General features: G+C 66.6%; 20 protein-coding genes. 12 read left to right on the plus strand and 8 right to left on the minus strand.

What is annotated here, in order from left to right; translation table 11 throughout:
- Positions 1 to 369 (minus strand): LysM domain-containing protein (locus tag G3N96_RS12870; protein ID WP_206137454.1); only part of this gene is annotated, 369 nt, incomplete at its 3' end.
- A gap of 424 nt (positions 370 to 793) precedes the next feature.
- Between G3N96_RS12870 and G3N96_RS12875 the strand changes: the two genes are divergently transcribed.
- Positions 794 to 1,114, plus strand: coding sequence for a hypothetical protein (locus G3N96_RS12875; RefSeq protein WP_206137455.1), 321 nt, complete (start codon positions 794 to 796; stop codon positions 1,112 to 1,114).
- Between the two features lie 138 nt (positions 1,115 to 1,252).
- Here G3N96_RS12875 and G3N96_RS12880 read toward each other — a convergent pair whose 3' ends face one another.
- From G3N96_RS12880 to G3N96_RS12900, 5 genes are all read right to left on the minus strand, one after another.
- A complete protein-coding gene (locus tag G3N96_RS12880) occupies positions 1,253 to 1,597 on the minus strand; it encodes a DUF4148 domain-containing protein (protein WP_043177725.1) in 345 nt (114 codons plus the stop codon).
- A gap of 200 nt (positions 1,598 to 1,797) precedes the next feature.
- Complete coding sequence (gndA, locus tag G3N96_RS12885; protein WP_043177729.1) at positions 1,798 to 3,210, minus strand: NADP-dependent phosphogluconate dehydrogenase; 1,413 nt, start codon at positions 3,208 to 3,210, stop codon at positions 1,798 to 1,800.
- Between the two features lie 97 nt (positions 3,211 to 3,307).
- A complete protein-coding gene (locus G3N96_RS12890; protein ID WP_206137456.1) occupies positions 3,308 to 3,949 on the minus strand; it encodes a DUF938 domain-containing protein in 642 nt (213 codons plus the stop codon).
- The gene (locus G3N96_RS12895; RefSeq protein ID WP_206137457.1) at positions 3,946 to 4,842 is read right to left on the minus strand and encodes an NAD-dependent protein deacetylase; all 897 of its coding nucleotides are present in this window, start codon (positions 4,840 to 4,842) and stop codon (positions 3,946 to 3,948) included. Before G3N96_RS12895 ends, G3N96_RS12890 begins: the two co-directional genes overlap by 4 nt.
- Before the next feature lie 1,090 nt (positions 4,843 to 5,932).
- A complete protein-coding gene (locus G3N96_RS12900) occupies positions 5,933 to 6,331 on the minus strand; it encodes a lysozyme inhibitor LprI family protein (RefSeq protein ID WP_124576335.1) in 399 nt (132 codons plus the stop codon).
- 185 nt (positions 6,332 to 6,516) lie between these two features.
- On the opposite strand from G3N96_RS12900, the gene G3N96_RS12905 reads away from it, so the two are divergent.
- Complete coding sequence (locus tag G3N96_RS12905) at positions 6,517 to 7,476, plus strand: LLM class oxidoreductase (protein WP_206137458.1); 960 nt, start codon at positions 6,517 to 6,519, stop codon at positions 7,474 to 7,476.
- A 299-nt stretch (positions 7,477 to 7,775) separates the two neighbouring features.
- Positions 7,776 to 10,250 carry a mechanosensitive ion channel domain-containing protein gene (locus G3N96_RS12910; protein WP_206137459.1) on the plus strand — a complete coding sequence of 825 codons (2,475 nt, stop codon included), beginning with the start codon at positions 7,776 to 7,778 and terminating at the stop codon, positions 10,248 to 10,250.
- Positions 10,251 to 10,277: 27 nt separating this feature from the next.
- On the opposite strand, the gene G3N96_RS12915 is transcribed toward G3N96_RS12910, so the two are convergent.
- A complete protein-coding gene (locus G3N96_RS12915; RefSeq protein WP_206137460.1) occupies positions 10,278 to 11,111 on the minus strand; it encodes a CerR family C-terminal domain-containing protein in 834 nt (277 codons plus the stop codon).
- Positions 11,112 to 11,203: 92 nt separating this feature from the next.
- Between G3N96_RS12915 and G3N96_RS12920 the strand changes: the two genes are divergently transcribed.
- The 8 genes from G3N96_RS12920 to G3N96_RS12955 all read left to right on the plus strand — a co-directional run bounded on the left by G3N96_RS12920 (position 11,204) and on the right by G3N96_RS12955 (position 23,457).
- Complete coding sequence (locus tag G3N96_RS12920) at positions 11,204 to 12,325, plus strand: HlyD family secretion protein (protein ID WP_206137461.1); 1,122 nt, start codon at positions 11,204 to 11,206, stop codon at positions 12,323 to 12,325.
- Positions 12,318 to 13,904, plus strand: coding sequence for an MDR family MFS transporter (locus G3N96_RS12925; RefSeq protein ID WP_206137462.1), 1,587 nt, complete (start codon positions 12,318 to 12,320; stop codon positions 13,902 to 13,904). Before G3N96_RS12920 ends, G3N96_RS12925 begins: the two co-directional genes overlap by 8 nt.
- 13 nt (positions 13,905 to 13,917) lie before the next feature.
- Positions 13,918 to 15,405: an efflux transporter outer membrane subunit gene (locus G3N96_RS12930; protein ID WP_206137463.1), complete on the plus strand. Its 1,488-nt coding sequence runs from the start codon at positions 13,918 to 13,920 to the stop codon at positions 15,403 to 15,405.
- A 327-nt stretch (positions 15,406 to 15,732) separates the two neighbouring features.
- Positions 15,733 to 17,268 (plus strand): catalase, encoded by a 1,536-nt coding sequence (locus G3N96_RS12935; RefSeq protein ID WP_206137464.1) that lies wholly within the window; start codon positions 15,733 to 15,735, stop codon positions 17,266 to 17,268.
- A gap of 77 nt (positions 17,269 to 17,345) precedes the next feature.
- Positions 17,346 to 17,957, plus strand: a complete 612-nt coding sequence (locus G3N96_RS12940) for an ankyrin repeat domain-containing protein (protein ID WP_206137465.1) — start codon at positions 17,346 to 17,348, stop codon at positions 17,955 to 17,957.
- A 79-nt stretch (positions 17,958 to 18,036) separates the two neighbouring features.
- Positions 18,037 to 18,507: a VirK family protein gene (locus tag G3N96_RS12945; protein WP_206137466.1), complete on the plus strand. Its 471-nt coding sequence runs from the start codon at positions 18,037 to 18,039 to the stop codon at positions 18,505 to 18,507.
- A gap of 986 nt (positions 18,508 to 19,493) precedes the next feature.
- Complete coding sequence (locus tag G3N96_RS12950; RefSeq protein ID WP_206137467.1) at positions 19,494 to 21,323, plus strand: S53 family peptidase; 1,830 nt, start codon at positions 19,494 to 19,496, stop codon at positions 21,321 to 21,323.
- Positions 21,324 to 21,771: 448 nt separating this feature from the next.
- Positions 21,772 to 23,457 (plus strand): DUF3300 domain-containing protein, encoded by a 1,686-nt coding sequence (locus G3N96_RS12955; RefSeq protein ID WP_206137468.1) that lies wholly within the window; start codon positions 21,772 to 21,774, stop codon positions 23,455 to 23,457.
- A 137-nt stretch (positions 23,458 to 23,594) separates the two neighbouring features.
- Here G3N96_RS12955 and G3N96_RS12960 read toward each other — a convergent pair whose 3' ends face one another.
- The gene (locus G3N96_RS12960; protein WP_124576323.1) at positions 23,595 to 24,245 is read right to left on the minus strand and encodes a pyridoxamine 5'-phosphate oxidase family protein; all 651 of its coding nucleotides are present in this window, start codon (positions 24,243 to 24,245) and stop codon (positions 23,595 to 23,597) included.
- A 312-nt stretch (positions 24,246 to 24,557) separates the two neighbouring features.
- On the opposite strand from G3N96_RS12960, the gene G3N96_RS12965 reads away from it, so the two are divergent.
- A complete protein-coding gene (locus G3N96_RS12965) occupies positions 24,558 to 26,024 on the plus strand; it encodes a PLP-dependent aminotransferase family protein (protein ID WP_206137469.1) in 1,467 nt (488 codons plus the stop codon).
- Positions 26,025 to 26,042 lie beyond the last annotated feature (18 nt).

Genomic DNA, 26,042 nt, shown 5'->3' on the forward strand with positions numbered 1-26,042 from the left:
CGAGCCCGCCCGCGCGGCCGCCGCTGGCGGCTGCCCGAGCGACGTCGCGGCAGGCGGCGGCGCGACGCGCAACACCTGACCGGGATACACGGCATCGGTCGGCGCCATGTGGTTCCAGCTGGCCACGTCCTGGACGCGCTGCCCGTAGGCGTTCGCGACGCCCGCGAGCGTATCGCCCGGATTCACGCGGTAATAGCCGGCGATCACGCCCGGCGTCGCGGCCGACGTGGGTGCCGGCTGGCGCGCCGGCTGCCAGTTGTCGGTCCACGGCGTCATCGTGCAGCCCGTCAGCGCGAGGGCTGCGGCAGCGAGCGCCGCCTGCGGCAGCCAGCGCGTCAGCGCATCGTGGATGGGAATAGTTTCTCTCAAGGGTCCTCCCGGATTTGCGTCGTTGCGCCGCCCACCGCCCCCCGGCGCGCGACGCACGATGTCCGGCCGAACGGCCGGATCAACCAGTATCCGACCGCGCTCGCGGCCGTCAGTTTCCACAGCGGGACGTGGGTGCGAATGGGCTCACCGGCCCCTTTTTCGCTTCGTCCCGACCGGCAAAGATACCATTTGTGGCGGTCAAGGCCGCGTGAGGTGCCTGATCCGGCAACAATCTTGCGGCGTCGCACCGGCGTGCCGGTGGCCTGCAAGCCGCGCCGCGCGGGCCGTCGGGCGGGCTGTGGCGGCCCCTCCGCATGCCGCGCCGCCCGCGCGGGCAGTGTCGATCCCGTCACATTCTCCCCGTCGATCGCCACCTATACTCGGTGATGCACTGCGCGATCCAACGACAACGAGGAGCATGACAATGAACAACGCGACGTTTCTTTCCGTGCAGCTCAACGCCGACGACTTCTCCGGCTCCAGCGGCCTGGTCGACTTGCTCAATCGGCACCTGCTGTTCGCGACCGACGTCGCCGAGGCGGCCGATGCGCTCGTCCAGCTGGCGAGCGTCGCGCACATGACGGGCGCCACGCGCCACAGCGTCGAGCTGCCGATCCTCGCGATCGAGCGGCTGCGCGATGCGCTCGACACGTTGAGCGGCTACGACGAAACGTGGCTGCAGGTGCTGGAACCGGCCGAAGCGTTGTTCCGGGACATCGGGCACCGCCGGCACGCGCTGCACTGAACTGAACTGAACTGAACTGGACTGGCAGCTGGCGCGATAGGCGCGCCGCCAATGAAAACAGCCCGCCGTTCCGCATGACGGAACGACGGGCTGTTTGTGCTTCCAGGGTCGGATCAGGCCGCCGATGCGGCCGCGCCATTAACGACCCTTGTAGATCGGGGCGTCGTCAGCGATACGCTTGACTTGCCAGCCGGTCTTGGCCTTGGCCGGCGCGCCGGATTCTTGCGCGGCAGCCGGTTGCGCGCCGTAGCCGGTCGTGTCGGCAGCGGCGACGTTCTGTTGCGGGTTCAGGCGGGCTTCAGCAGCCTGGATGCCTTCCGGGTAGTTCGTACGGTCGCTGCCCAGCTTGTAGCCGGCCTGTTGCACGGCGACCAGATCGGCCTTCACTTGTGCACGGGTGACGGGCGCGTTCTGTTGGGCGAACGAGACGGCGGGAACGGCGAGGACGGCAGCTGCGGCGAACGTTGCGATCAGCGATTTCATGATTACCTCCGGGATTTTTTTGCTCCGCCGCACACACCATGTCTGCAGCGATGGAACAGAGTTTAGTCCCGGCAACACCTAGGGAAAACCATGAAACAACGAAAACACTATTTCCCAGGAACCAACAATCTCGGCATCCGGTATCGAAAAACCCTATCGATAGAATAGATTTTCGCAACAATGCCGCCCTCGCGGGCGGGTTACGACCAGTTCGCGTGGAAGCTGCCTGGCTTGTCGGTACGCTCGAACGTATGCGCGCCGAAGAAATCCCGCTGCGCCTGCACGAGGTTCGCCGGCAGCCGCTCGGAGCGGTAGCTGTCGAAGTACGCGACCGCCGACGCGAACGCCGGTACCGGCACGCCGGCCTTCACCGCGGCGACCACGACGTCGCGCAGCGATGCCTGGTAATTCGCGGCGATGTCCTTGAAGTACGGGTCGAGCAGCAGGTTCGCGAGCGCCGAATCCTTCGCGTACGCGTCCGTGATCTTCTGCAGGAAGCGCGCGCGGATGATGCAGCCGGCACGGAAGATCTTCGCGATCGTCCCGAGATCGAGGTTCCAGCCGTACTCTTCCGACGCCGTGCGCAGTTGCGCGAAGCCCTGCGCGTACGAGATCACCTTGCTCAGGTACAGCGCGCGGCGCACCGCTTCGACGAACGCGGCGCGATCGCCGTCGAACGGCGCGGCGGCCGGGCCCGACAGGACCTTGCTGGCCGCGACGCGCTCGGTCTTCAGCGACGACAGCACGCGCGCGAACACCGATTCGGTGATCAGCGGCAGCGGCACGCCGAGATCCAGCGCATTCTGGCTCGTCCACTTGCCGGTGCCCTTCTGCGCCGCGCGATCGAGGATCACGTCGACCAGGTGCTTGCCGGTTTCCTCGTCCTTCTTGCCGAAGATCTTCGACGTGATCTCCATCAGGTAGCTGTCGAGCTCGCCCTGGTTCCACTCGGTGTACACCGCGCCGAGTTCGTCGTTGGTCAGGCCCGCGACGTCCTTCAGCACCGCATAGCTTTCGGCGATCAGCTGCATGTCGCCGTATTCGATGCCGTTGTGGACCATCTTCACGTAATGGCCTGCACCGTCCGGGCCCATGTACGCGACGCACGGCTCGCCGTCCGACGGCGCCTTGGCCGCGATCTGCTTCAGGATCGGCTCGACGAGATCGTACGCATCACGCTGGCCGCCGGGCATGATCGACGGGCCGCGCAGCGCGCCCTCTTCGCCACCCGACACGCCGGTGCCGATGAAGTGCAGGCCCGATTGCGCGAGTTCCTGGTTGCGGCGGATCGTGTCGGTGAAGTGCGTATTGCCGCCGTCGATCAGCACGTCGCCCTTCTCGAGCAGCGGCTTGAGCGACGCGATCGTCGCATCGGTCGCCTCGCCGGCCTTCACCATCATCAGGATCCGGCGCGGCGTTTCGAGCGACGCGACGAATTCCTCGAGCGTATAGGTCGGCACCAGATTGCGGCCGGGGAATTCGGCGATCAGTTCGTCGGTTTTCTCGCGGCTGCGGTTGTACACCGACACCGCGTAACCGCGGCTCTCGATATTGAGTGCGAGATTGCGGCCCATCACCGCGAGCCCGATCACACCGATTGCTTGTTTGCCCATTAGTCAATTCTCCGGAAAAAACGGGGCGCGACCCGAGCCGGGTCGCGCGCACAGGCGAAAGGATAGTGGAAACCCGGCGGCGATGCGCGCTTGCCTGTCATTGCTCCGCGTCCGGCAGCCGCCGGAACACGACGCTCAGGTTGTTCGCCGGCATCTCGACCACCTCGATGCAGTCGAGCCCGCGATCGAGGCCGAGCGCGACGACGGTCTCGAGATCGCGCACGCCCCACGACGGGTCGCGGCCGCGCAACTGCAGGTCGAACGCTTCGTTCGACGGCGCCGTATGCCGGCCCTCGCGACGATACGGCCCGTACAGGAACAGCACGCCGCCCGGCCGCAGCAGGCGCGACGCCCCCGCGAACAGCGCGTCGGTGCAGGCCCACGGCGAGATGTGAATCATGTTGATGCAGACGATGGCATCGAGCGTGTCGACCGGCCAGGACGCGTCGCGCACGTCGAACGCGAGCGGCCCGGCGACGTTGGCGAGACCCGCATGGGCAACCCACGCGGCGATCGAGCGCCGCGCCTGCGCATCGGGATCGCTCGGCTGCCAGTGCAGGCCCGGCAGCGCCTGCGCGAAGTGGACCGCGTGCTGCCCCGTGCCGCTCGCGATTTCGAGCACGCGGCCGCTCGCCGGCAGCACGCGGCGCAAGACGTCGAGGATCGGCCCGCGATTGCGTTCGGCCGCCGGCGCCGACAGCCGCGCGGACGGCTCGGGAGAACAGGTCGGATCGGTCACGATGCCTGCTCCGGTGCGTGGCTCGCGAGGCCCAGCCGCGCAGTCAGCGCGTCGAGCGCGGGCGCGCAGCGCGCCTCGACCTTCAGCGTCAGCATCGGATCGGCGCGCGTATGGCCGAGATTGAGCGCGGCGACCGGCTTGTTCTGTGCCTGCGCCCACACGCAGAAGCGGTAGCCGGAATACACCATCAGCGACGAACCGACGACCAGCAGCGCATCGGCCGCCTCGAGCGCCTGCGACGCGAGCGTCACGCGCTCGCGCGGCACGTTTTCGCCGAAGAACACGACCGCCGGCTTCAGCAGCCCGCCGCACGCGGGGCACGCCGGAATGCGGAACGTGTCGAGCGCGGCCCATTCGAGGTGCGCGTCGCCATCCGCGGCCGGCTCGGCCTGCGCGCCCAGCAGTTCGGGATTGTCGGCCTCGAGCATGACCTGGATCGTCGCGCGCGCATGATGCGCGCCGCAGCCGAGGCACGTGACGCCGTCGATGCCGCCGTGCAGTTCAATGACGTCGCCGCTGCCCGCGCGCTGGTGCAGGCCGTCGACGTTCTGCGTGACGAGCCGCTCGATCCGTCCCGCGCTGCCGAGCCGCGCCAGTGCCACGTGCGACCCGTTCGGCTGCGCGCGGCCGACGACGGGCCAGCCGATCATGCTGCGTGCCCAATAGCGCCGCCGCGCGGCATCGGAGCCGAGGAATTCGTGGAGCTGGATCGGCGGCGAGCGCATCCATTGGCCGTTGCGGTCGCGATAGCCGGGAATGCCGGAATCGGTGCTGATGCCCGCGCCGGTCAGCACCAGCAGGCGCGGATGACGCTCGACGAACGTGTGCAGCGCATCGAGCGCGGCCGGATCGACGTCGGCGGTTGGGGGATCGTTCTGAGCTGTGTCGTTCATGTTGGCAACGCGTGATCGGGCGCGCCGGCAAGCCGTGCGCCCGCACGGGCGGCCAGGCACGCCAGCACATGATACAGAACGCCGCGCGATCGGGCCGATGGCCCGCGTCGCAAACCTGCGCACAAAAAAAGACGCCCATCGCCACGTAGCGATGGGCGCTTCAACAATTGATCCATCGGGGTAGTGGATCAACTGACAGCACAATTTCGCGGCGTCCGCCCTGCTGCGGCGGGTGAACGCTTCCCCTGGACTCCATGTGTTCCGCGATGCCGAATGCATCGATGCGCTGCCGGCTTTCCGATGCGATCCGGTTCGGCCCCGTCGCGCCGCTGCAAGGCACGGCACGCCTACGCCTACGCCGCGCGACGACTCGCGTTGCGCGCGGCAGATTGACGATCCGGGATCCGGGCCGGGCCATCCGCAGGCATTCACGGTTCATCCCCGACGGCCGACCGGCACCAGTCGGCCTCGTGCGTCATGCCTGCACGTCGTCGTTCAGAACAAACCCGATTGCTCGGATGGAACGGAAAGCCGCGCGCTCACGTCGCCTCGATAAACGGCGAAGCGAATGGCCCGGCAGGTCGGCGATTCATGTTTGCAACACGACACGTTGCGATTCGGTCTGTTTTCATTCTCTTGTCCCCGTCTCCGATACGTCCGACCCACTGAAGCGATCGCCGGACCGACTGCGTCCGCGACCGCGCTCACGGCGTGCACAGTTATGCAAGGAGCGCACCATGCTTCATGCCGCAAGGCCGCGCGGGTCGAAACGGGGCCATCGACGCGCATCGCGCACCGGCAAGCCGCGCGAACGTTTCGAAACTGAAACGCCTGCCGGATCGGCTGCCGTCGGCCGGCCGAGCCGTCCCGCCGCACCCGCCGGGCCCGGGCAAACAGCGCGACGTTGCCTCTGCGCGCGACCGCCGAACGGCTTACAATCGCCCCACAGTGCCGCATGAACCGGCGCGCGGCGCCGTCCTGGCCTTCCTCGCGCGGCGCGCACCACCCGACCGGAGCCCACTACCCGACGCATGCCTGACGCACATGCGTAACACTGTGCGTGGCTTAGCACCGGGGCCGGCGCGACACCTCAACGAAAGGCGTCGATCACCTTGACGCGACGCTCGGTTTCGTCGACGAAGCAACTGTCGACCTCCACGAGCCCGAGCGTGCCGCCCGCATCGGGCTGCCGCGATTCGGCACACTTCGCGTCCCGCGCCTTGAGCCAGCGGCGCTCGTCGTTGCGCAGTCTCGCCTGCCCTTGCGCATCCAGGCTCGCCATCTTCGTCTTGTAGACCGCATTCAAGCGCTTGTCGGCTGCTTCGTATTGCAGTCCGAGGCAATTGCGAATGTCGGCCGTGTGGCCCGTTTCCTCGGCGGTCTTGCAAATAGCGGCGCGCTGCGCATCGTCCGCGAGCGCGTCCGACGCGACCGCGAAAAGCATCGCGCTTGCCGCCAGACCGATCGCCATGTGTTGAAGCATGTTCATCCGGATGCGTTGTTTTCAATGACGGAAGGCCCCGATTATGCCCGGCCCGCTGCCCGCATGACCTGCGTTGCCTCGACGTCAACCGGTCGCTGCGCATGCCATACCGCGCAACCGTCGTGCAAACACGCTAGCATTCGAACTCGCAACGTCGCGCGTTGGCTTCGCGCTGCCTCCAAGGACTCGACATGACCACCCCAGCCTCTGCCCGCCCCGATGTCGCGCATCGCGTCTTTTCGGACGGACGGTTGTCGATCGGCCTTACGCTTCCACTGCTTCGCACCGGCCATATCGTCGCCGACTTCGACGAGCAGCTCGAACTCGCGGCGCTGGCCGACACGCTCGGCTTTCGCGCGCTGTGGGTTCGCGACGTGCCGCTGAACAGCGCCGACTACCCCGATCCGGTCGGGCACCTCGACCCGTGGGTCCTGCTCGGTGCACTGGCATCCCGCACGCGCCGGATCGCGCTCGCCAGCGGCGCGATCGTGCTGCCGCTGCGTCATCCGCTGCATATCGCCAAAGGCGCGCTGTCGCTCGCGACGCTGTCGGGCGGCCGCTTCATCCTCGGGCTCGGCTCCGGCGACCGCCCGCCCGAATATGCGGCGTTCGGTGTCGACGCGGAGACGCGGCGCGACCGCTACCGCGCCCACTGGGACGTCGTCGCGGCCGCGCTCGGCGTGCCGTCGCGCGTGCTGCCCGACGAAGCGCCGCCCGATGCGCCCGAATTCACGCTGCTCCCGTGCGGCGCCGACGCCGTGCCGATGCTGGCGGTCGGCTCGGGCGGACAAAGCGTCGACTGGATCGCACGGCACTCGCTTGGCTGGATGACGTACCACCGCGATCCGGACACGCAGCGCGCACGCTATTCGATGTGGCGCGCGGCGGTCGACCGGCTCGCGACGCCAGCCTTTCGCGCGTTCGGCGTCTCGATGCGGCTCGACCTCGTCGCGGATCCCGACGCGCCGGCCACCGCGTTGCCGCTCGGCTATGCAACCGGACGCCGGGCATTGATCGAGACCCTGCGGGACATGCACGCGGCGGGCACGCACCACGTCACGCTGAATCCGGGCTCGGACCGGCCCGTGCGCGAAGTCATCGAGGAAATCGCGGAACACGTTCTGCCCGTTTTTCACGACGAGCCAGCGTAATTCGGCAGGATTCCAGATTAATTTGACCCGATGCGTGCGTGGTGCACGCGTAGTCGACGAGCCGACATTACAAATGTCTTGCGCGCCGACCATTGAAACGCCCGACCTGTCTGGCGACCCACAGTCCGCGTCGGACACATGACTGCGCAAACGCGCCGCAAACGCCCGCACCACGTCGGGTATGCCCGATTCGAATGATCGTCGACGGAACTATTCGGTTCCCATCGCAATCATGTTAACTTCCGTCCATCGTTCAGCCTGGCGGGCCGCGCGCCGATGCGCGCCCGCATGCCTACTCCATGCGACATTTCCTTCTCGGCTGGCTGCTGGCCGCCGTCGTCTCGGCCGCTCATGCGGCTGCTCCCGCCCCGGCCGCCGCGTCGGCCGCTTCCGGCGCCGCGCCCGCGCTGACGCCGCAACAGGCGCAGCAGGCACTCAATGTGCTCGAAAATCCGCGCGATCGCGCGCAGGTCGAAACGACGCTCCGGGCGATCGCGGCCGTCGGCGCGTTGAGCGCCCCCGCGATCGCAGCGAGTGATGCGGCTGCGGCCAGCGCCGCGTCGGCCGCCGCGGCCCCGGCGGCGCTGACGTCGAACGGGCTCGCATCGATGCTCGTCCGGCAGGGATCGCGCTGGACCATCGAAATCGGCGGTGCATTGAAGGAATCGCTGCACTCGCTGCTCGACGTCGGCTCGGTCGGCAACTGGTGGCATGACAAGCTGGTGCGCGCCGACGCGCGCGCGGATCTTGCACACGCGCTCTGGATCATCGTCGCCGTGCTCGTGCCCGCGCTCCTCGTCGAATGGTTCGCGAAGCGGATGCTGCGACGCGCGCTGGCCGCGGTGGCCGCTCGGCGCGCAGACACGTCGCGCCCCACCGAGTCCGAGTCCGTTACACCCGACTCCGAGACGCTCGACGACGACAACGCACCACCGGGCACGGCTGCCCCGCCAGATGTTCCCGACACCCCGAACGCCGCGCCCGCGTCGTCGCAAGGCCGCGGCCACGCGCGCCGCCACACCACGCTGCTGCACCGGATGCCGCGCGCGCTCGTCAGTCTGGCGTTGCGTGCCGTGCCGCTGCTCGTGTTCGTCGGCGTCGCGAGCCTGACGATGTCGGTGATCGGCGATACGGCCGCCCCGATCGAATCCGCGCTCGAAGCGCTGATCGACATCTACGTGATCTGCCGGCTCGTCACGATCGTCAGTCGGCTGTTCTTCCAGCCCGATGCGCGGCAATTGCGGTTGCTGCACATCAGCGACGCGTGGGCCGACTTCGCGCAACGCTCGATCGCGCGGATCGTGATCGTGGTCGGCGCCTGCACGGCCGCAGTCGAGATCGCCGCGAACTTCGGCCTCAGCGACGCCGGTCACGTCGCGCTGCTGAAAGCCGTCGCGCTCGTCGGGCACCTGATGGTCTCGGCGCTGATCCTCCAGTGCCGCCTGCCGGTCGCCGCGCGGATCCGCGCGGCCGGCGAGGATCGCCCGTCCTTCGCGATGATCGCCAACGCGCTCGCGGACGCGTGGGCGCCCGTATCGGTCTTCATCGTGATGGCGCTGTGGTTCGTGTGGGCGCTCGACGTCCACAACGGCTACCGCGTGCTGATCACGCTCGGCGGCCGCTCGATCGCCGTGATGATCGGCATGCGGATCGTGTCGATCGTCGTGTTCGGCGCGCTCGCGCGGCTGTTCCAGGGCCGCGACGAAGATCGCACGCTCGTCCATGCGCACGCTTACCGCTACTACCCGTTGCTGCGCCAGATCGTGTCGGGCGCGATCGGCATCGTGACCCTCGTGCTGCTGCTGCAGATCTGGGGCGTGCCGATCTTCCGCGCGTTCGAGACCGGCACGATCGGCCACCGGCTCGCGTCGGCGCTGGTGACGATCGCCATCGCGGCCATCGTCGCGCTCGTCGTGTGGGAAGCCGCGAACATCGCCATCGAGCGCCGCCTGCAGCGCTGGACGCGCGAAGGCAATCTCATGCGCGCGGCGCGGCTGCGCACGCTGCTGCCGATGCTGCGCACGCTGCTGTTCGTGATGATCGCGCTCGTCGTCGTGCTGACGGGCCTCAGCCAGCTCGGCGTGAACGTCGGCCCGCTGCTTGCCGGCGCCAGCATCTTCGGTGTCGCGCTCGGCTTCGGCTCGCAGAAGCTCGTGCAGGACTTCATCACCGGGATCTTCCTGCTGATGGAAAACGCGATGCAGGTCGGCGACTGGGTCACGCTCGCCGGTGTGTCGGGCACGGTCGAATACCTGTCGATCCGCACCGTGCGGCTGCGCGCCGGCGACGGGTCGTTGTACACGATTCCGTTCAGCTCCGTGACGACCGTCAACAATACGAATCGCGGGCTCGGCAACGCGGCCGTCAAGATCAGCATTGCCTACGGCGAGGATATCGATCGCGCGATCGCGACGCTGAAGGAGATTGGTGCGGCACTGCGCGACGATCCGAAGTACCGCGACGGCATCCTGTCGGACTTCAGCTACTGGGGTATCGATCAGGTCGACGGCGCGACGCTCGCGCTGGCCGGACAGATGCAATGCACGGACTCGACGCGCTGGAGCGTGCAGCGTGAATTCAACCGGCGGATCGCCGAGACGTTCCTCGAACGCGGCATCCGGATCGCCAATCCGCAGCGCAGCGTCGTTGCGTACGCGGACGGATCGCGGCCGGTGGTCGATGACGAAAACGGCACCCACGGCGACAGCAGCCATCCTGCCGAAGTGACGGCCCGGCCGCCGTCGCCGGCCGCACCGGCGCGCAAGCCGGGTTGACCGGCCGGGGCCGGCGGCGCACCGCGTTCAACGCGCGGCAGGCTTGCTCCCGCGCCGCGGGCCTTTCGCGGCGGACGTCGACGCCCCCGCCTTCGCCGTCCGTTTCGCCGTCGCGCCCGGCTCGCGCTTCGAGCCGGCTGCAGGATCGGCCGCCAAGGCGTCGCGCTGCACGTGCCATTGCTGGAGCAGCACCCGCGTCTGCTCGGCAATCGTGTCGATCAGCAATTTCGCGCGCGCGCCTTCGAATGCCTCCCATTCGAGCAACTGCAGCGCCGAACGCTGCGCGATGTGGAACACCGTGATCTGCCCGAACAGGCTCAGTGCACGCAAGCGCGTGACGGGATCGTTGGCCGGCCGCCCCGAGATGCGGCCGATCAGCTCGGCGCTCACGTCGTTCAGCGGCTTGCGCATGCGCTTCATCAGGATTTCGCTCGCGCTCGCCGGCTCCTGGCCGCCTTGCTCGCGTGCAAAGAACATCCGCTGGTTCATCGTCTTCGGCGCCGTGAACATCCGGTCCGCCAGCGCGCGCAGCAGCCCGACGAACGCATCGATCAGCACGTCGACGTCCGCGTCCGCATCGAGCATCGCCCATGCATGGCCGACCGCCGGCGCGAACACTTCCCGGCCGAGCTCCGCGATCGTCTCCACGCACGCGCGGTACACGCCTTCCTTGTTCTCGAAGTAGTACTGGAGCGCCGGCGCGTTCACGCCGGCCATCGCCGCGATCTCGCGTGTCGATGCCCCCGCGAACCCGCGCTCGCCGAACAGTTCGATCGCCGCCTCGATGATCCGCTGGCGCGTTTCGTCGCCGCGGGCGTAGCCGCCCGCCGACGTACGGCGCAGCTTCTTCGCTTCGTTCATGCCTTCCTCGTCATTCGATCGACCGACATTCTACTTGACACAATTTTATCAACTGGAATAATTCTTCCACTTGGAATAAATTGGATGCCAGCATGTCGACGCCGCAAGACTCGCCACCGAAAGCAGATCGTCAGGAAAACGGAACAACCCCGCGCAACGGCAACGGATCGAAGCGGCGCATCCTGCTCGTCGTCGCCGTGCTTGCGGCGATCGGCGGCGCCGTCTGGCTCGGCCGCTGGTGGACGGTCGGCCGCTTTATCGAAAGCACCAACGACGCGTACCTGCAGGCGGACAGCATGACGGCCGCGCCGAAGGTCGCCGGTTACGTGACCGACGTGTACGTGCGCGACAACCAGGCCGTGAAGGCCGGCGATCCGCTCGTGCGGCTCGACGTCCGCCAGTACCAGGTCGCGCTTGCCCAATCGCTTGCGACCGTCGACGCGCGCCGCGCCGACATCGCACGCGCCGAGGCCGACATCCGCCAGCAGCACGCGAATCTCGAACAGGCCGATGCACAGGCAAAGGTGTCGCGCATCAACGCGCAGCACGCCAGCGACGAATACACGCGCTATGCGCCGCTCGCCGCGACCGGCGCGGAAACGCACGAACGCGTGGCCGACCTGAAGAGCACGCGCGATCAGGCGGCCGCGACGCTCGCCGCGAACAATGCGTCGATCGCTGCCGCCCGCACGCAGATCGCGTCGTTCACCGCGCAGCTCCAGCAGGCGCGCGCGCAGCTCGAAGCCGCGCAGGCCAGCGCCGCACAGGCGCAGCTCGACCTCGACAACACGATCGTGCGCAGCACCCTCGCCGGCCGCGTCGGCGATCGCACGGTACGCGTCGGTCAATACGTGCAGCCCGGCACGCGCCTGCTGACCGTCGTGCCCGTCGACTCGATCTACCTCGTCGCGAACTTCAAGGAAACGCAGATCGGCAACATGCGCATCGGCCAGCCCGTCGAACTGCACGTCGACGCACTGCCGGACGGCGCGCTGTCCGGCGTCGTCGACAGCTTCGCCCCCGGCACGGGCGCGCAATTCGCGCTGCTGCCGCCCGAGAACGCGACCGGCAACTTCACGAAGATCGTCCAGCGCGTGCCGGTGCGCATCCGCCTCGCCGCGGACGCCCGCGCGCAGCGCATGCTGCTGCCGGGGCTGTCGGTGACGGTCGACGTCGATACGCGCTCGGCCCGCGACGAGACGCATCATGGCTGAAGCGTCCGCCACGATGCCGATGCCGCCGCACGAGGGCCGCGCGAGCGTGACCGACTGGATCGCGGTCGCGGCGGGCGCGCTCGGCGCGCTGATGGCGACCCTCGACATCTCGATCACGAACTCCGCGCTGCCGCAGATCCAGGGTGAAATCGGCGCGACCGGCACCGAAGGCACGTGGATCTCGACCGGCTACCTGATGTCGGAAATCGTGATGATCCCGCTCGCCGCGTGGCTCACGCGCGTGTTCGGGCTGCGCAATTTCCTGCTGACGAACTCCGCGCTGTTCATTGCCTTCTCGATGATGTGCGGCTGGTCGCATTCGCTGCCGATGATGATCGCCGGCCGGATCGGCCAGGGCTTCACCGGCGGTGCGCTGATCCCGACTGCACAAACCATCATCCGCACGCGGCTGCCGCTGTCGCAGTTGCCGGTCGGCATGACGCTGTTCGGCCTGATCGTGCTGCTCGGGCCGCTGTTCGGCCCCGTGCTCGGCGGCTGGCTCGCGGAGAACGTCAGCTGGAGCTGGTGCTTTTTCCTGAACCTGCCGGTGTGCCTGTTGCTGATGGCGCTGTTGATATTCGGGCTGCCGTCGGACCGCCCGCAATGGCATTCATTCCTGAACGCGGACTGGCTCGGGATCTTCGGCCTCGCGATCGGTCTGAGCTCGCTCACCGTCGTGCTCGAGGAAGGTCAGCGCGAACGCTGGTTCGAATCGCAGATGATCGTCACGTTGAGCCTCGTGTCGCTTGCCGGGATGATCCTGATCGCGTTGTCGCAGATCTTTGCGAAGCGGCCGATCATGCGGCTGTCGCTGATGCGCAACCCGCGCTACGCGAGCGTGATCGTGATCGTGTCCGCGGTCGGTGCCGGGCTGTACGGCGTGTCCTACCTGCTGCCGCAGTTCCTTGCGATCGTCGCCGGCTACAACGCGGAACAGGCGGGCGCGATCATGCTGCTGTCGGGGCTGCCCGCCTTCCTCGTAATGCCGATCCTGCCGCGCCTGCTCGGCAAGGTCGATTTCCGCATTCTCGTGATCTCGGGGCTGCTGCTGTTCTGCCTGAGCTGCATGCTCGACATCAGCCTGACCGCGCAGAGCGTCGGCCACGACTTCGTCTGGTCGCAACTGATCCGCGGCGTCGCGCAGATGCTCGCGATGATGCCGCTCAATCAGGCCTCGATGGCGGCCGTCGCACGCGAAGACTCGGGCGATGCGGCCGGGCTCTACAACATGGCGCGCAATCTCGGCGGCTCGATCGGGCTCGCGATCATCGGCACCGTGATCGACCGGCGCACGACCTTCCATACGGCCGCGCTCCGCGAATCGGTGACGGCGAACTCGCTGATCGGGCAGGACCGGCTGTCGGCCTATGCGGCCAACTGGTTCTCGCACACCGGCGACCTCGCGTATTCGAACATGCGCGCGCTCGGACAGCTGGCCCAGCAGATCCAGATCCAGGCCGTCGTGATGACCTATTCCGAAACCTTTTATCTGCTGGGCCTCGCGCTGCTTGCCTGCGTGCCGCTCGCGCTGCTGCTGAGAACGCCGCGCGGGCCGCAGCCGATGTCGTCCGGCCACTGAACCGTCTTACGCGATGAAACCCTCCTCCCTGCCCCGCCGCCCCGCGCTCACGCTGTGCGCGGCCGCGTGCCTGCTCGCCGGCTGCACGGTCGGCCCCGACTATCGCGGCGCGCCCGCCGCGCCGGACGCGCCGACCTTCGTGCGCGCGCCGGCCACCGGCGTCGACTCCGCTGCGCCCGCGCCGAGTGCATGGTGGCACGCGCTCAACGACCGCCAGCTCGACGACCTGATCACCGCCGCCCTCACGTACAACCCCGATCTGCACGCGGCACAAGCCCGCTTGCGCGCATCGCGCGCGCAGCTCTCGCAACAACGGGCGGCCCAGTTGCCGAAGTCGTCGGCTACCGTCGCCGCCATCCGCATGCGCGAGCCGGACGTCAGCGCGCTCGGCTCGCTGCTGCCGTCGAACGGCTCGAACCCGTCGGGCGGCACCTCGCCGTCGCTGGGTGGCTCGGGCCCGCTTCAGCTCTACTCGGCAGGCTTCGACGCAACCTGGGAAATCGACCTGTTCGGCGGCACGCGCCGCGCGGTCGAAGCAGCATCGGCGCAAGCGGAAGCGGTCGACGCCGATCTCGCCGACACGCAGGTATCGATCGCAGCCGAAGTCGCGAACGCGTACGTCGACCTGCGCGACCAGCAGCAGCGGCTTGCGCTGTCGCGGCGCACCGCCGAGCTGCAGCAGAAGATGCTCGAACTCACGCAGCAGCGCCGCGCGCGCGGCGTCGCCGCAGATGTCGACCTCGAGCGCCTGACGACACAGGTCGAAACCACGCGTGCGTCTCTGATCCCGCTCGACGCGCAGGTGACGGAGTCGCTCGACCGGCTCGCGATCCTGACGGGCCGCGCGCCCGGTTCGCTCGACGCGGCACTGTCGACACCGGATGCGACGCTGCCGACGCTGCCCGGCAGCGTCGCGATCGGCGATCCGGCCACGCTGCTGAAACAGCGTCCCGACATTCGCGCGGCCGAGCGCCGGCTCGCATCGAGCAATGCGCAGATCGGCGAGCACGTCGCCGACTATTTCCCGAAGGTGACGCTGCTCGGCGATCTCGGTTTCAGCGCGACGGATCCGGGCCACCTGCTCCGCAAGCAGAACTTCACCTGGGTCGGCGCGCCGTATCTGCAATGGAACATTCTCGACTTCGGGCGCACGCGCGGGGCGGTGCGCGCGGCCGAGGCATCGCGAGACGAGGCGGAAGCGAACTATCAGAAGGCGGTGCTCGGCGCCCTGCAGGATGCCAACACGGCATTGCAGCGCTATGGGCATCAGCGCGAACACGTCGTTGCGCTCACCAAGGTGCAGACGTCGGCCGTGCATTCCCGAACGCTGATGGACGAACGCTATCGCGCGGGCGTCGCATCGATGATCGACCTGCTCGATACGCAACGCGAAGCGCTGTCCGCGCAGCAGAACGTGATCGCCGGGCAGGCCGAGCTGATCAAGGACTATGTGTCGTTGCAGAAGAACCTCGGGCTCGGGTGGCAGGCGGGCGCGGGGTGATGCCGAGTTGTTCGGTGCTGCACGGCTCGGTTCGTCGAGACTGCCGCGGCACCGACGCTCGAAATGTCGATCGCAAAAGTTCACGCAAGGCATCCTACGTTCGATGAACCCACGTTCGACGCTTGCGGACCGCTTCACGGCGCGTGACGCAACAACTCATTGCGCGCACAACAATATTCATCGCCTGCGTTGATGAGAGCCGCACCCGCCGCATCGACGCCGTCGCTATCGGAAACATATCGAATATCAATTAGCCAATCGTCTGACGATCTCTTCTAATTCAGTCGGCTTCCCCACCACCGATCGGATTCAAGGAGTTCCATCGTCATGTCCTCATCCTCCCATCGCGTGCTGAGACACGCAGTCGCCGCGATCTGCGTTGCACTTTCCGCGTCCCCCCATGCCGCCGAACTCACGCGAGACACGGGCGCCCCCATCGGCGACAACGAGAATTCGCAGACGGCCGGCCCTGCCGGCCCCGTGCTCCTGCAAGACTCCGCACTCATCGAGAAACTGCAGCGCTTCGATCGCGAACGCATTCCGGAACGGGTCGTGCATGCACGCGGCACCGGCGCATTCGGCGAATTCGTGCCGACCGCCGACATCTCGAACCTGACGAAAGCGAAGGTCTTCACACCCGGCACCCGCACGCCCGTGTTCGTGCGCTTCTCCACCGTGATGGGCTATCGCGGCTCGCCTGAACAGGCGCGCGATCCGCGCGGTTTCGCGGTGAAGTTCTATACGCAACAGGGCAACTGGGACATGGTCGGTATCAACTGGCCCGTGTTCTTCATTCGCGACGGCATCAAGTTCCCCGACTTCGTTCACGCGAACAAGCCGAGCGCCGTGACCGGCGTGCAGGATCCGAACCTCGCATTCGACTTCTTCGCGCACACGCCCGAAGCGACGAACATGCTGACGATGCTGTACACGAACGCCGGCATGCCCGATTCGTATCGTCACATGGACGGCTTCGCGGTGCACGCGTTCAAGTTCGTCAATGCGCACGGCGACGTGCACTACGTGAAGTTCCACTGGAAAAGCCAGCAAGGCGTGCGCGGCCTGCGTCCGCAAGAGATCGACGCATCGATCGGGCGCGACTGGAACATGATGACGAACGACCTGTACGGCGCGCTGAAGCAAGGCGACTTCCCGAAGTGGGATCTGTACGTGCAGGTGCTCACGCCGCAGGACCTGAACCGGTTCGACTTCGATGCGCTGGACGACACGAAGGTGTGGACCGGTGTGCCCGAGCGCAAGATCGGCACGATGACGCTGAACCGCGTGCCCGGCAACTACTTCCAGTCGACCGAGGAATCGGCGTTCGCACCATCGCGACTCGTGCCCGGCATCGAGCCGTCCGAAGACCGGATGCTGCAGGACCGGCTGTTCGCGTACGCCGACACGCAGATGTACCGGCTCGGCGCGAACTACATGGATCTGCCGATCAATCGGCCCGTCGTGCCGGTGGTCAACAACAACCAGGACGGCAGGATGAACGCCGGCGACCGCAAGGGCGAGGTGAACTACGAACCGTCGACACTGCATGAACTCGCGCCGGATCCGCAGTACAAGTCCGTGCGCATGACGCTCGGCGGCACGACGCAGCAGGAAGCGATCCACAAGAAGCTGCGGTTCCGCCAGGCGGGCGAGTACTACCGCGGCCTGTCGCAGCAGGACAGGGACGACCTGATCACCGCGCTGTCCGGCGATCTCGGCAAGGTGACGAACGCGCACAACCAGTACGCGATGCTGTCGTACTTCTACAAGGCCGATGCCGACTACGGCACGCGTCTCGCGCAGGCCGTGCATGCCGACGTGGGGCAAGTGCAGGCGCTCGCCGCGAAGCTGAACGAGAACTGATCCCGCGACTCCGGTCGCCGTCGACGTGCGGGGTTGCACCGCGCACGTCGACCCAACCCATCCACCAGGACATCCTCATGCAATCCGAACGCCTGACGCGCGCGATCCGCTCCACCGCAGCAGTCCTGGCGCTGGCCGCGGTCGCCGGTTGCGCGCACCTTCCCGAACAGCCGGCGTATTCGCGTGCCGACCCTGCCGCGCTGCGCCGCTACGACGGCGACTGGTTCGACGCCGCCCGCGTCGGACGCGTCGACATCCTGCGTGCATTGCGCGACGCCGGCTACCCGGTCGACGCCACCGACAGCCGCGGCTTCACGGCCGTGATACTCGCGTCCTACGACGGCCAGCCCGCCGCGCTCGACTACCTGCTGTCTGCCGGCGCAAACGCATGCGCCGGCGACCGCCACGGCAACACGGCGCTGATGGGTGCCCTCTTCAAGAACGAACCCGATATCGCGCGGCGCCTGATCGATACGCAATGCCCGATCGACCAGACGAACGGCGCCGGGGAAACCGCGCTGGGATTCGCCACGCTGTTCAATCGATTCGACCTGATTCCGCTCCTCGTCGCGCGTGGCGCGAATCCGAATCATGTCGATCGGCGCGGTCAGTCCCTGTTGCAGCTCGCGCGCTCGCACGACAACACGGAAGCCGTGGACGCGCTGCGGGATGCAGGTGCGCGACAGTAGCTGCCGCGACCGAACCGTCTGAACAATGCCTGCGCGCCGTGCTATCGTGCCCGTGGTTTCATCGCACGGAGACAGGAAAATGCTGAATCGCTTCGCCATTGTTCTTGTTGCCGCCGGCGCGGCAACCAGTCTCGCGGCAACAGCCGCGAGCTCCCAGCCGGACAACGTCAATTCGTATCGACAGTTGCGCACGCGGCTGTTTTCAGGCGTAACCGTGACTGCAATCTTTTCACCGAACCAGTGCCAGAATGCGCAGCCGGTTCAAGCGAAGGCAACGGTGCCCACCGTATCGGGCGGCTTCGCGATACGCGACTTCATGGAAGTCGGCGGCAATACGCTTGCATTCGCCAACCAGCACCTTACCGCCCAGCCCAGCGGCTCGCCGGTGCTGGAGTTGATTCAATACCGCGTCATGCAGGATGAAAGCGCGACGGTGACGGTGCGCTCGCTTTCGCCAACCACGTATCAGCCGGTCGCGCCGGCCCAGGTCTTCCAGTGCACGCTCGGCGACGGCGTCCGCTTCGCCTATGCATGGCGCGAGCGCGACTGACGACCGGGATTCGTAGGGAACGTGAAAATCTTCGATTGAAAAGCAGGAGTACTACGAAAAAAGACGATGCACGGGACAGGAAATCCGTCTCGTGCATCGAGCCGGAATACCGCGGCATCCGACTGCCCTTCCGTCTGTCGCGGCCATCGGCAATCTGCCAGCGTGCCCTTCCAGGTTGCGGGCACTTCAATGCAAGGATGGTCGTTCTCAAGCACGGCTGGTTCGATCCTCGTTGACTCGGACGGCATGTGGAACGTCGGACACCTCGCGACTTCATGCCCGGCTTCCTGATGCGCGCAGGCTCGCCTTGCTTCACCGCGACCCAGCGATTCGAGTCACGCCTCGAACACGATCGGCCAATTGCGCCCATTACGCATCGAACGAGAAATGATCGGCAAATCGCATTCCGCATTACTTTCTTTGGCGGCCTCGAACATTACAAAATACTGCCAATATTTTCAAAAACATTTCACTTATTCGCTTTAATTTAGTTTCATATAATCAAAAAAAGTTTGACACCCCGCTTTCGTTCTTGATACCGTCCGATGCAAGCAATCTGACGAATTGCTCACTACGCAATCGCTTCCGCTCTACGTTTTTTTGCTTCCGCCGCACCGCAATGCTCGCCGCCGGCCGCATCGTTCGCGCCGACGCATGCAACATCCCGATGCATCTCATTGGACAACTGCCATCCGGCAGCGGGCCGAAGGATCGAATCAAATGAGCAGGACAACGAAACTGTTGCTCTAGCAATCTCGCCCGCGTCACGTCCGGCGCAGTTGCGTCGTATCGCGGCGCAGCCTTCCCGTTACCGCGTTTTCCGTATTTCGCCTCCGGAGAAAAGACACTTTTCCGGATCGGGCGAAAGGCCCTGTCGCGTCCGTGCCATCCGCACGCGGGCGACAGAAATCGGCGGTGCATGAACCGCACCGCTGTCGACCGTTGTTGTTCGTGCTGTTCGATGTTCAACCGGAGGGGTAATTCAAATGAATCAGGTTGCAGACAAGAATCAAAAGCACAATCGCTTCGTCAAACTCGCACTCGCCGCCGCAGCCGCGTCGTTCGGCATGGCGACCGCCCACGCCGCGCCTGCGGCCGGCTGGACGGAAACGCACACCAAGGGTTTCCTGCCGCTCGTGCAGCAGAGCGAAGCCGGTACGGCCGGCGCGCCCGCCGCGAGCACGGCGGCGGCGGCAGCAGCAGCCGTCGAGATGGCGCCGGGCGAGTCGGTGGACATCGTGCTCGGGCTGAACCTGCGCAACGAGGCGCAACTCGACCAGTATCTGCACGACCTGCATACGCCTGGTTCGCCGCACTACCGGCAGTTCCTCACGCCGGCGCAGTTCGCGTCGCAATATGCGCCGACCGACCAGCAGGTCGCCTCGGTCGTCGCGCATCTGCGCAAGGCAGGCTTCGTGAACATCGTGGTCGCGCCGAACCGTCTGCTGGTCTCCGCGTCCGGCACCGCGGCCACCATCAAGTCCGCGTTCCTCACGACGCTCAAGCGCTTCACGCGCAACGGCCGCAGCGTCTACGCGAATACCGACGCCGCGCAAGTGCCGAACGCGATCGGCGGCGTCGTGGGTTCGGTGCTGGGCCTGCAGAACGTCGAGCTGATGCACACGGGCGCGGGCGGCCAGCCGCAAGGCAACACCAGCAACCTGACGATTCCGGCCGGCGCGTCGGCGGTGCCGCACAACCCGACCGAATTCTCGTCGATCTACGGCGGCGACGGCACGCCGACCGCCTCGCAGACCACCGTCGGCATCATCTCCGAAGGCGACCTGTCGCAGACGGTAAGCGACCTCAATACGTTCGCCGCAAACAACAGTCTCGGCACGATCAGCAGCAGCATCGTGAAGACGGGCCCGTCCGGCAGCTCGTACACCGACACCGACGGCACCGTCGAATGGAACCTCGACAGCCAGTCGATCGTCGGCGCGGCCGGCGGCAGCGTGAAGCAGGTCGTGTTCTACGTCGCGCCGTCGATGACGCTCACGGCGATCACCGCCGCGTACAACAAGGCCGTGACCGACAACGTCGCGAAAGTGATCAACGTGTCGCTGGGCGTGTGCGAATCGTCCGCGAACAGCACCGGCTCGCAGGCTACCGACGACACCATCTTCAAGCAGGCAGTCGCGCAGGGGCAGACCTTCTCGGTGTCCGCCGGCGACCATGGCGCGTACGAATGTGCGAGCGGCACGCCGTCGCGCTCGACCTACACGGTGAGCGAGCCAGCGACGTCGCCGTACGTGATCGCCGTGGGCGGCACGACGCTGTTCACCAATACGTCGACCAACGCGTACAACAGCGAGATCGTCTGGAACGATCCGAGCTGGCAGCCGGGCACCGTGTGGTCGACGGGCGGCGGGTACAGCAAGTACGAAGCCGCGCCATCGTGGCAATCGTCGAGCCTCACGGGCTCGACCAAGCGCGCACTGCCTGATGTCGGCTTCGACGCGGACCTGCGCACCGGCGCGATTCTCGTCGTCAACGGCCAGACGTCCGACACGCTGTGGGGCTCGGGCTACCTCAACAACGAAGGCGGCACGAGCCTCGCCGCGCCGATCTTCACGGGCATCTGGGCGCGCTTGCAGTCCGCCAACAACAATGCGCTCGGGTTCCCCGCGTCGAGCATCTACAAGTACTTCCCGAGCAACGCGGCACTGCTGCACGACGTCACGTCCGGCAACAACGGCAGCGGCACCTACGGCTACAAGGCAAAGGCCGGCTGGGACGCGACGACGGGCTTCGGCAGCGTGAACATCTCGAAGCTGAACACGTTCATCCAGAGCACGTCGGATTTCGCACGCTGATGAATCGCTGACTGCCCCGGTTCCGCATGCGCACCGCAACGCATGCATGGAACCGGATGTGATCGCTGAACAACCCGTGGGGGCCGCAGGGCCGTCGCGGGCTTTTTGTATTCCGCGCAGTCTCGAGGCGCAGCCTTCGGCGCGACGATGCCCTCGTCAACCTTGCAATCGTTGCGCAAGCAACTTTCATGTCCATTACCCGGGCAGCATCGACCCGCTTACGGACTGCAAGGTACACACTGTTACACAACACGCAGACAACTTCCGCGCGTGTCGTGCGTTTAACTGAATATATCGATTCGTCGCGGGACAACCACCCTGCGAGCGCGACCCTGCCGCCGGCCCCGGCCGATGCCCCGGAGCATGCACTGACGGTCTCGGCACAGTGCTCAAGCCGATCGCGCGGCCCGCATGCCTGCCAACGCCGACACAACACCGAACGAGCAACATGAACAACACACGTGCACACCGCCCCGTCAGAACGATGATCGCGTCGTCCCTCATCGTGTCGCTGCTCGGCCTCTCGGCCTGCAACAAGAACGGCGACAGCAGCGCCGCCGCTCCGGCCAGCGACGCAAGCGCGGCCGCCGCGGCCCAGCCCGCCTCGGCGCCCGTCGCCTACACACCGCCGACTGCCGACCAGCTCTACCGGATGGTCGCGCCGATCGCACTGTTCCCCGACAAGCTCGTCGCGCTGGTGCTGGCGGGTGCAACGTATCCGGACCAGGTCACGGCCGCCAATAACTGGGTCATGCAGAATCCGTCGTTGAAGGGACAGCCACTCGCCACCGCCGCCGATGCGCAGCCGTGGGATCCTTCCGTCAAGGCGTTGACCGCGTTCCCGGCGGTGCTGTCGCAGATGGCATCGAACCCGGCCTGGACCACGTCGCTCGGTCAGGCCTACTACAACGACCCCACCGACGTGATGAACGCGATCCAGGTGATGCGCCAGCGCGCGCAGACGTCCGGCCATCTCCGCTCGAGCGGCCAGATGCGGGTCACGCAAGTCGCGCAGGCCGCACCGACCGGCTATACGCCGACCAACGATGCGCCCGTGGTCTACGCCGGGCCGGCGATCGTGCCGCCCCCCGCGCAGGCCATCGAGATCGAATCGGCACAGCCCGAGGTCGTCTATGTCCCGTCGTACAACCCGACGGTCGTCTACGGCGAGCCGGTTTCGGCCTACCCCGGCTACGTGTACCGGCCGCCTTCATACAGCACGGGGGAAGTCGTTGCCGCTGGCGTGATCACGTTCGGCGTCGGCATCGCCGTCGGCGCGGCGATCTTCGGGCACCACGACTGGGGCTGGCATGCATGGGGCATGAACTGGGGCGCGCCGCGTCCGGAAGGCCCCGGCTGGAACGGCGGCTGGCAGCGCCCGGCCGTGGTGTACAACCACACCACGTACGTGTCGAAGTCGACCACCGTGATCAACAACATCACCAGCATCCGCAACACGCGAATCACGAACAACTACGGCGGCAACGTCACCAACAACACGACGAACACGACGATCGAACGCAACACGATGCAGCCGGGTGCGGAGCCCATGCGCGGGCAGGCCATGGAGCAACGCCCGGGCGCCGGGCCGATGACGATGCCGCACTTCGGCGCGAACGATGCACGCCCCGGCGCGCGCCCGTCGCCTGGCGCGTTCGCACAGAACCGTGCGAACGAACCGCATGCCGAGGCACCCGCGCAGCATGCGCCCGGCGCGATGCGCGAGGCGCGGCAGCAGGCCATGCAGCAGGCGCACGCCGCGCAGGAAAATCGTGCGGCCGCCCAGCAACAGCGCAACGAGGCTCAGCAACAACGCGAAGCGATGCAACAGCACAACGCAGTACAGCAGCAGCAACGCGAGGAAATGCAGCAACACAACGCAGCGGAGCAACAGCAGCGCAAGGAGTCGCAGCAACACAATGCGGAGCAGCAACGGCAGCGCGACGCCATGCAGCAACGCAACGAGACTCAGCAGCAAGTACACAAAGAGGCGCCACCGCACAACGAGGCGCAACCACAGGAACACACGGCAGCGCAGCCGCGGCAACCGGCCCCCGAGCACGCACCCGCACCGCATCCGCACCCTGCGGAGTCGCATCCGCCACACGAGACGCATGAGCATCGCACCGAGTGAAATGCACGCCCCGACGGCAGTGCGAGTTTCGCACTGCCGGCTGGCGAAAACGCGCCTCGGTACCGTGCGAACGCAGCTCGGCGCAAAATTCCGCGCGCCACCGTTTTCAGCGAGACCGCACGGCCTTGCCGTGCAACTTACGCCTCCCAGTTCCGGACATAATCCGGCACCGGCACGTTGCCGTCGGCATGAACCGGTGCGCCGTGCACCATCTTCAGCGGCAGGATCCCCGTCCAGACAGCGAGTGCGAGATCTTCGTCCTTGTCGGACGGCATTGAATCGCTGACCTTCACGGCCGCTTCCGCAAGCGCAATCCGCAGCACGCTGGTCGCGTTGATTTCCTTGTCGTTGCCGGGCCGCGCGTCATGCTGGCGACCCGGAGCGATCTTGTCCATCAATGCATCCAGCGCCGCCAGCTTGTCCGCACTACGTTCCACCACCTCGAACCGCCCGTAGATCACCGCGGATCGGTAATTCATCGAATGGTTGAAGGCCGACCTGGCCAACACGAGACCGTCCAGCAACGTCATTGCGACGGAGGCCGGAGTGCCCGCCGCCAGCGCCTTGATCATCCGGCTGCCGTTCGACCCGTGAATATAGAGGTGATCGCCCCGTCTCCAGTGCGCGGTCGGGATGCAGTGCGTGTCCTCGCCCGAACCGAATGCGATGTGGCACACGTAGGCCTCGTCCGCGATGCGATGAAGCATCTCGCGATCATGGCTTGCCAGCTCCGGCAGGCGGCGAATGGTGGTGCGGGATGTGGGGGAGATGACAGTCTGGTCGTTCATGTTTCGTTTTCCTGTTTGCACACCCTTGCGCGCATCGAGCGGCCCGCGTTTCGGCAACGCGCAGGCATTCACTGTAAATAATATTTGTACTGCGAAGTTAATGGCATCGAACGCTACGGCTTGCACGCGCGAATGACCGGTCGATCGCCCCATCGACAGTCGCTATCCAAATCGATCAAAATACGCGCGCGCCGATCCGTGGCGATCGCTGGACATACCCGTGCACCGGCCGGCACCACAAGAACGTGAACGATACGATGTGCATCGAATCTTCAAAAGAACCAGCTCACCCAAAAAATCTGGAACCAGCTCATGGATCTCGCGCTGCTCGTCTCATCGCTTTCCAGACAGGACGGCACGACACGCCACAGCCAGCAGGAAGCCCTCTACCGGAGCCTGCGCACCATGCTGATGGACGGCCATATCCCACCCGGCACGCGGCTCGTGTCGACGCGCGTGCTCGCGGCCGAGCTGGGCATCGCGCGCAACTCGGCGGTCTATGCGTACGAGCGCCTTGCCGAGGAAGGCTTCGTGGCGGCCACGCGCAACGGGACGATCACACTATGGGACGGGGGCGGCCGTTCCAGCACCGGGCCCGAACGCGGCCCGGCCCCGGTTCGATTGTCCGAGCGCGTGCACGGGCTGGAGAACGCCGATCCCGAACCCGAACGCATGCTGCCGTTCGTTCCCGGCCTCCCTTCGCTCGATGAATTCCCCGTCGCCCAATGGCGCCGTTGCATCGAGCGCGCATGGAGAGTCATCAAGCCCACGCAGCTCGCCTACGGCCCGGTCGAAGGGCTGCCCGAATTACGGCGTGCCGTGGCCGCCTACATTCGGGTCTCGCGCGGCGTGCGCTGCGAAACAGGCCAGGTATTCATCACCGACGGCACGCAAAGCAGTCTCGAACTGTGCGCGCGCATGCTCGCGAATCCCGGTGAATACGGCTGGCTAGAGCATCCCTGCTACAACGGCGCCCGAACCGCATTCCGGTCGACCGGGCTGGAGCTCGTGCCGATCGAGGTCGACCACGAAGGAATGGCGCCAACCGACGAACAGTGGCGCACCCGGGCGCCCCGGCTGATCTATACGACACCGTCGCACCAATACCCGCTCGGCGCGCTGATGAGCCCCCGTCGGCGCGCGGCGCTCGTCGAGCACGCACGTGCGTGCGGCGCGTGGATCATCGAGGACGACTACGACAGCGAGTTCCGCCACGGCGGCCAGCCGCTGCCCGCGATCCAGGGCCTCGATGCCGACGCACCGGTCTGCTATCTCGGCACCTTCAGCAAGACGATGTTTCCCGCCCTCCGGCTCGGCTTCATGGTGGTTCCGCCGATACTGGTGGAACGCTTCACCCGCACGCTGCGCGAACTCGTCCATCGCGGCCACTCGGCCGATCAACTGGCGATGGCCGAATTCATCGATACCGGCCTATTTGCACGACACCTGCGCAGGATGAGGACGCTGTATGCCGAGCGGCGGAGCAGCCTCGAAGCCGCACTCGCCCGCCACCTCGGTGCCGTGCTGAGCGTTCGCGAAAGCCCGGGCGGCATGCATCTGTCGGCCGATCTCGCGATGCCGCTGCACGATACCGACGTCGCCCGCGCCGCGGCCGCGCATGGCCTGCTGCTTCAGCCGCTGAGCAGCTATCGGGTCGGCGACGGCCGGCCGTACAACGGCTTCGTGCTCGGATACTCGGGGCTGAGCGACACGACGATCGAGACCGCGACGAGGCAGCTCGCGGCCGTCATCGAGCAGCACGGCCGCACGCGTTGCTGAATGGCGCGCGCGGCATCG

Origin of the sequence: Burkholderia sp. Se-20373, from assembly GCF_017104705.1 — a bacterium.
In the GTDB taxonomy this organism is placed as follows: domain Bacteria; phylum Pseudomonadota; class Gammaproteobacteria; order Burkholderiales; family Burkholderiaceae; genus Burkholderia.

What these genes read in the sequence shown, in the direction of transcription:
- G3N96_RS12875 (WP_206137455.1), top strand. Translation starts at nt 794, where the DNA reads ATGAACAACGCGACGTTTCTTTCCGTGCAGCTCAACGCCGACGACTTC.
- G3N96_RS12880 (WP_043177725.1), bottom strand. Translation starts at nt 1,597, where the DNA reads ATGAAATCGCTGATCGCAACGTTCGCCGCAGCTGCCGTCCTCGCCGTT.
- gndA (WP_043177729.1), bottom strand. Translation starts at nt 3,210, where the DNA reads ATGGGCAAACAAGCAATCGGTGTGATCGGGCTCGCGGTGATGGGCCGC.
- G3N96_RS12895 (WP_206137457.1), bottom strand. Translation starts at nt 4,842, where the DNA reads ATGAACGACACAGCTCAGAACGATCCCCCAACCGCCGACGTCGATCCG.
- G3N96_RS12900 (WP_124576335.1), bottom strand. Translation starts at nt 6,331, where the DNA reads ATGAACATGCTTCAACACATGGCGATCGGTCTGGCGGCAAGCGCGATG.
- G3N96_RS12905 (WP_206137458.1), top strand. Translation starts at nt 6,517, where the DNA reads ATGACCACCCCAGCCTCTGCCCGCCCCGATGTCGCGCATCGCGTCTTT.
- G3N96_RS12910 (WP_206137459.1), top strand. Translation starts at nt 7,776, where the DNA reads ATGCGACATTTCCTTCTCGGCTGGCTGCTGGCCGCCGTCGTCTCGGCC.
- G3N96_RS12915 (WP_206137460.1), bottom strand. Translation starts at nt 11,111, where the DNA reads ATGAACGAAGCGAAGAAGCTGCGCCGTACGTCGGCGGGCGGCTACGCC.
- G3N96_RS12920 (WP_206137461.1), top strand. Translation starts at nt 11,204, where the DNA reads ATGTCGACGCCGCAAGACTCGCCACCGAAAGCAGATCGTCAGGAAAAC.
- G3N96_RS12925 (WP_206137462.1), top strand. Translation starts at nt 12,318, where the DNA reads ATGGCTGAAGCGTCCGCCACGATGCCGATGCCGCCGCACGAGGGCCGC.
- G3N96_RS12930 (WP_206137463.1), top strand. Translation starts at nt 13,918, where the DNA reads ATGAAACCCTCCTCCCTGCCCCGCCGCCCCGCGCTCACGCTGTGCGCG.
- G3N96_RS12935 (WP_206137464.1), top strand. Translation starts at nt 15,733, where the DNA reads ATGTCCTCATCCTCCCATCGCGTGCTGAGACACGCAGTCGCCGCGATC.
- G3N96_RS12940 (WP_206137465.1), top strand. Translation starts at nt 17,346, where the DNA reads ATGCAATCCGAACGCCTGACGCGCGCGATCCGCTCCACCGCAGCAGTC.
- G3N96_RS12945 (WP_206137466.1), top strand. Translation starts at nt 18,037, where the DNA reads ATGCTGAATCGCTTCGCCATTGTTCTTGTTGCCGCCGGCGCGGCAACC.
- G3N96_RS12950 (WP_206137467.1), top strand. Translation starts at nt 19,494, where the DNA reads ATGAATCAGGTTGCAGACAAGAATCAAAAGCACAATCGCTTCGTCAAA.
- G3N96_RS12955 (WP_206137468.1), top strand. Translation starts at nt 21,772, where the DNA reads ATGAACAACACACGTGCACACCGCCCCGTCAGAACGATGATCGCGTCG.
- G3N96_RS12960 (WP_124576323.1), bottom strand. Translation starts at nt 24,245, where the DNA reads ATGAACGACCAGACTGTCATCTCCCCCACATCCCGCACCACCATTCGC.
- G3N96_RS12965 (WP_206137469.1), top strand. Translation starts at nt 24,558, where the DNA reads ATGGATCTCGCGCTGCTCGTCTCATCGCTTTCCAGACAGGACGGCACG.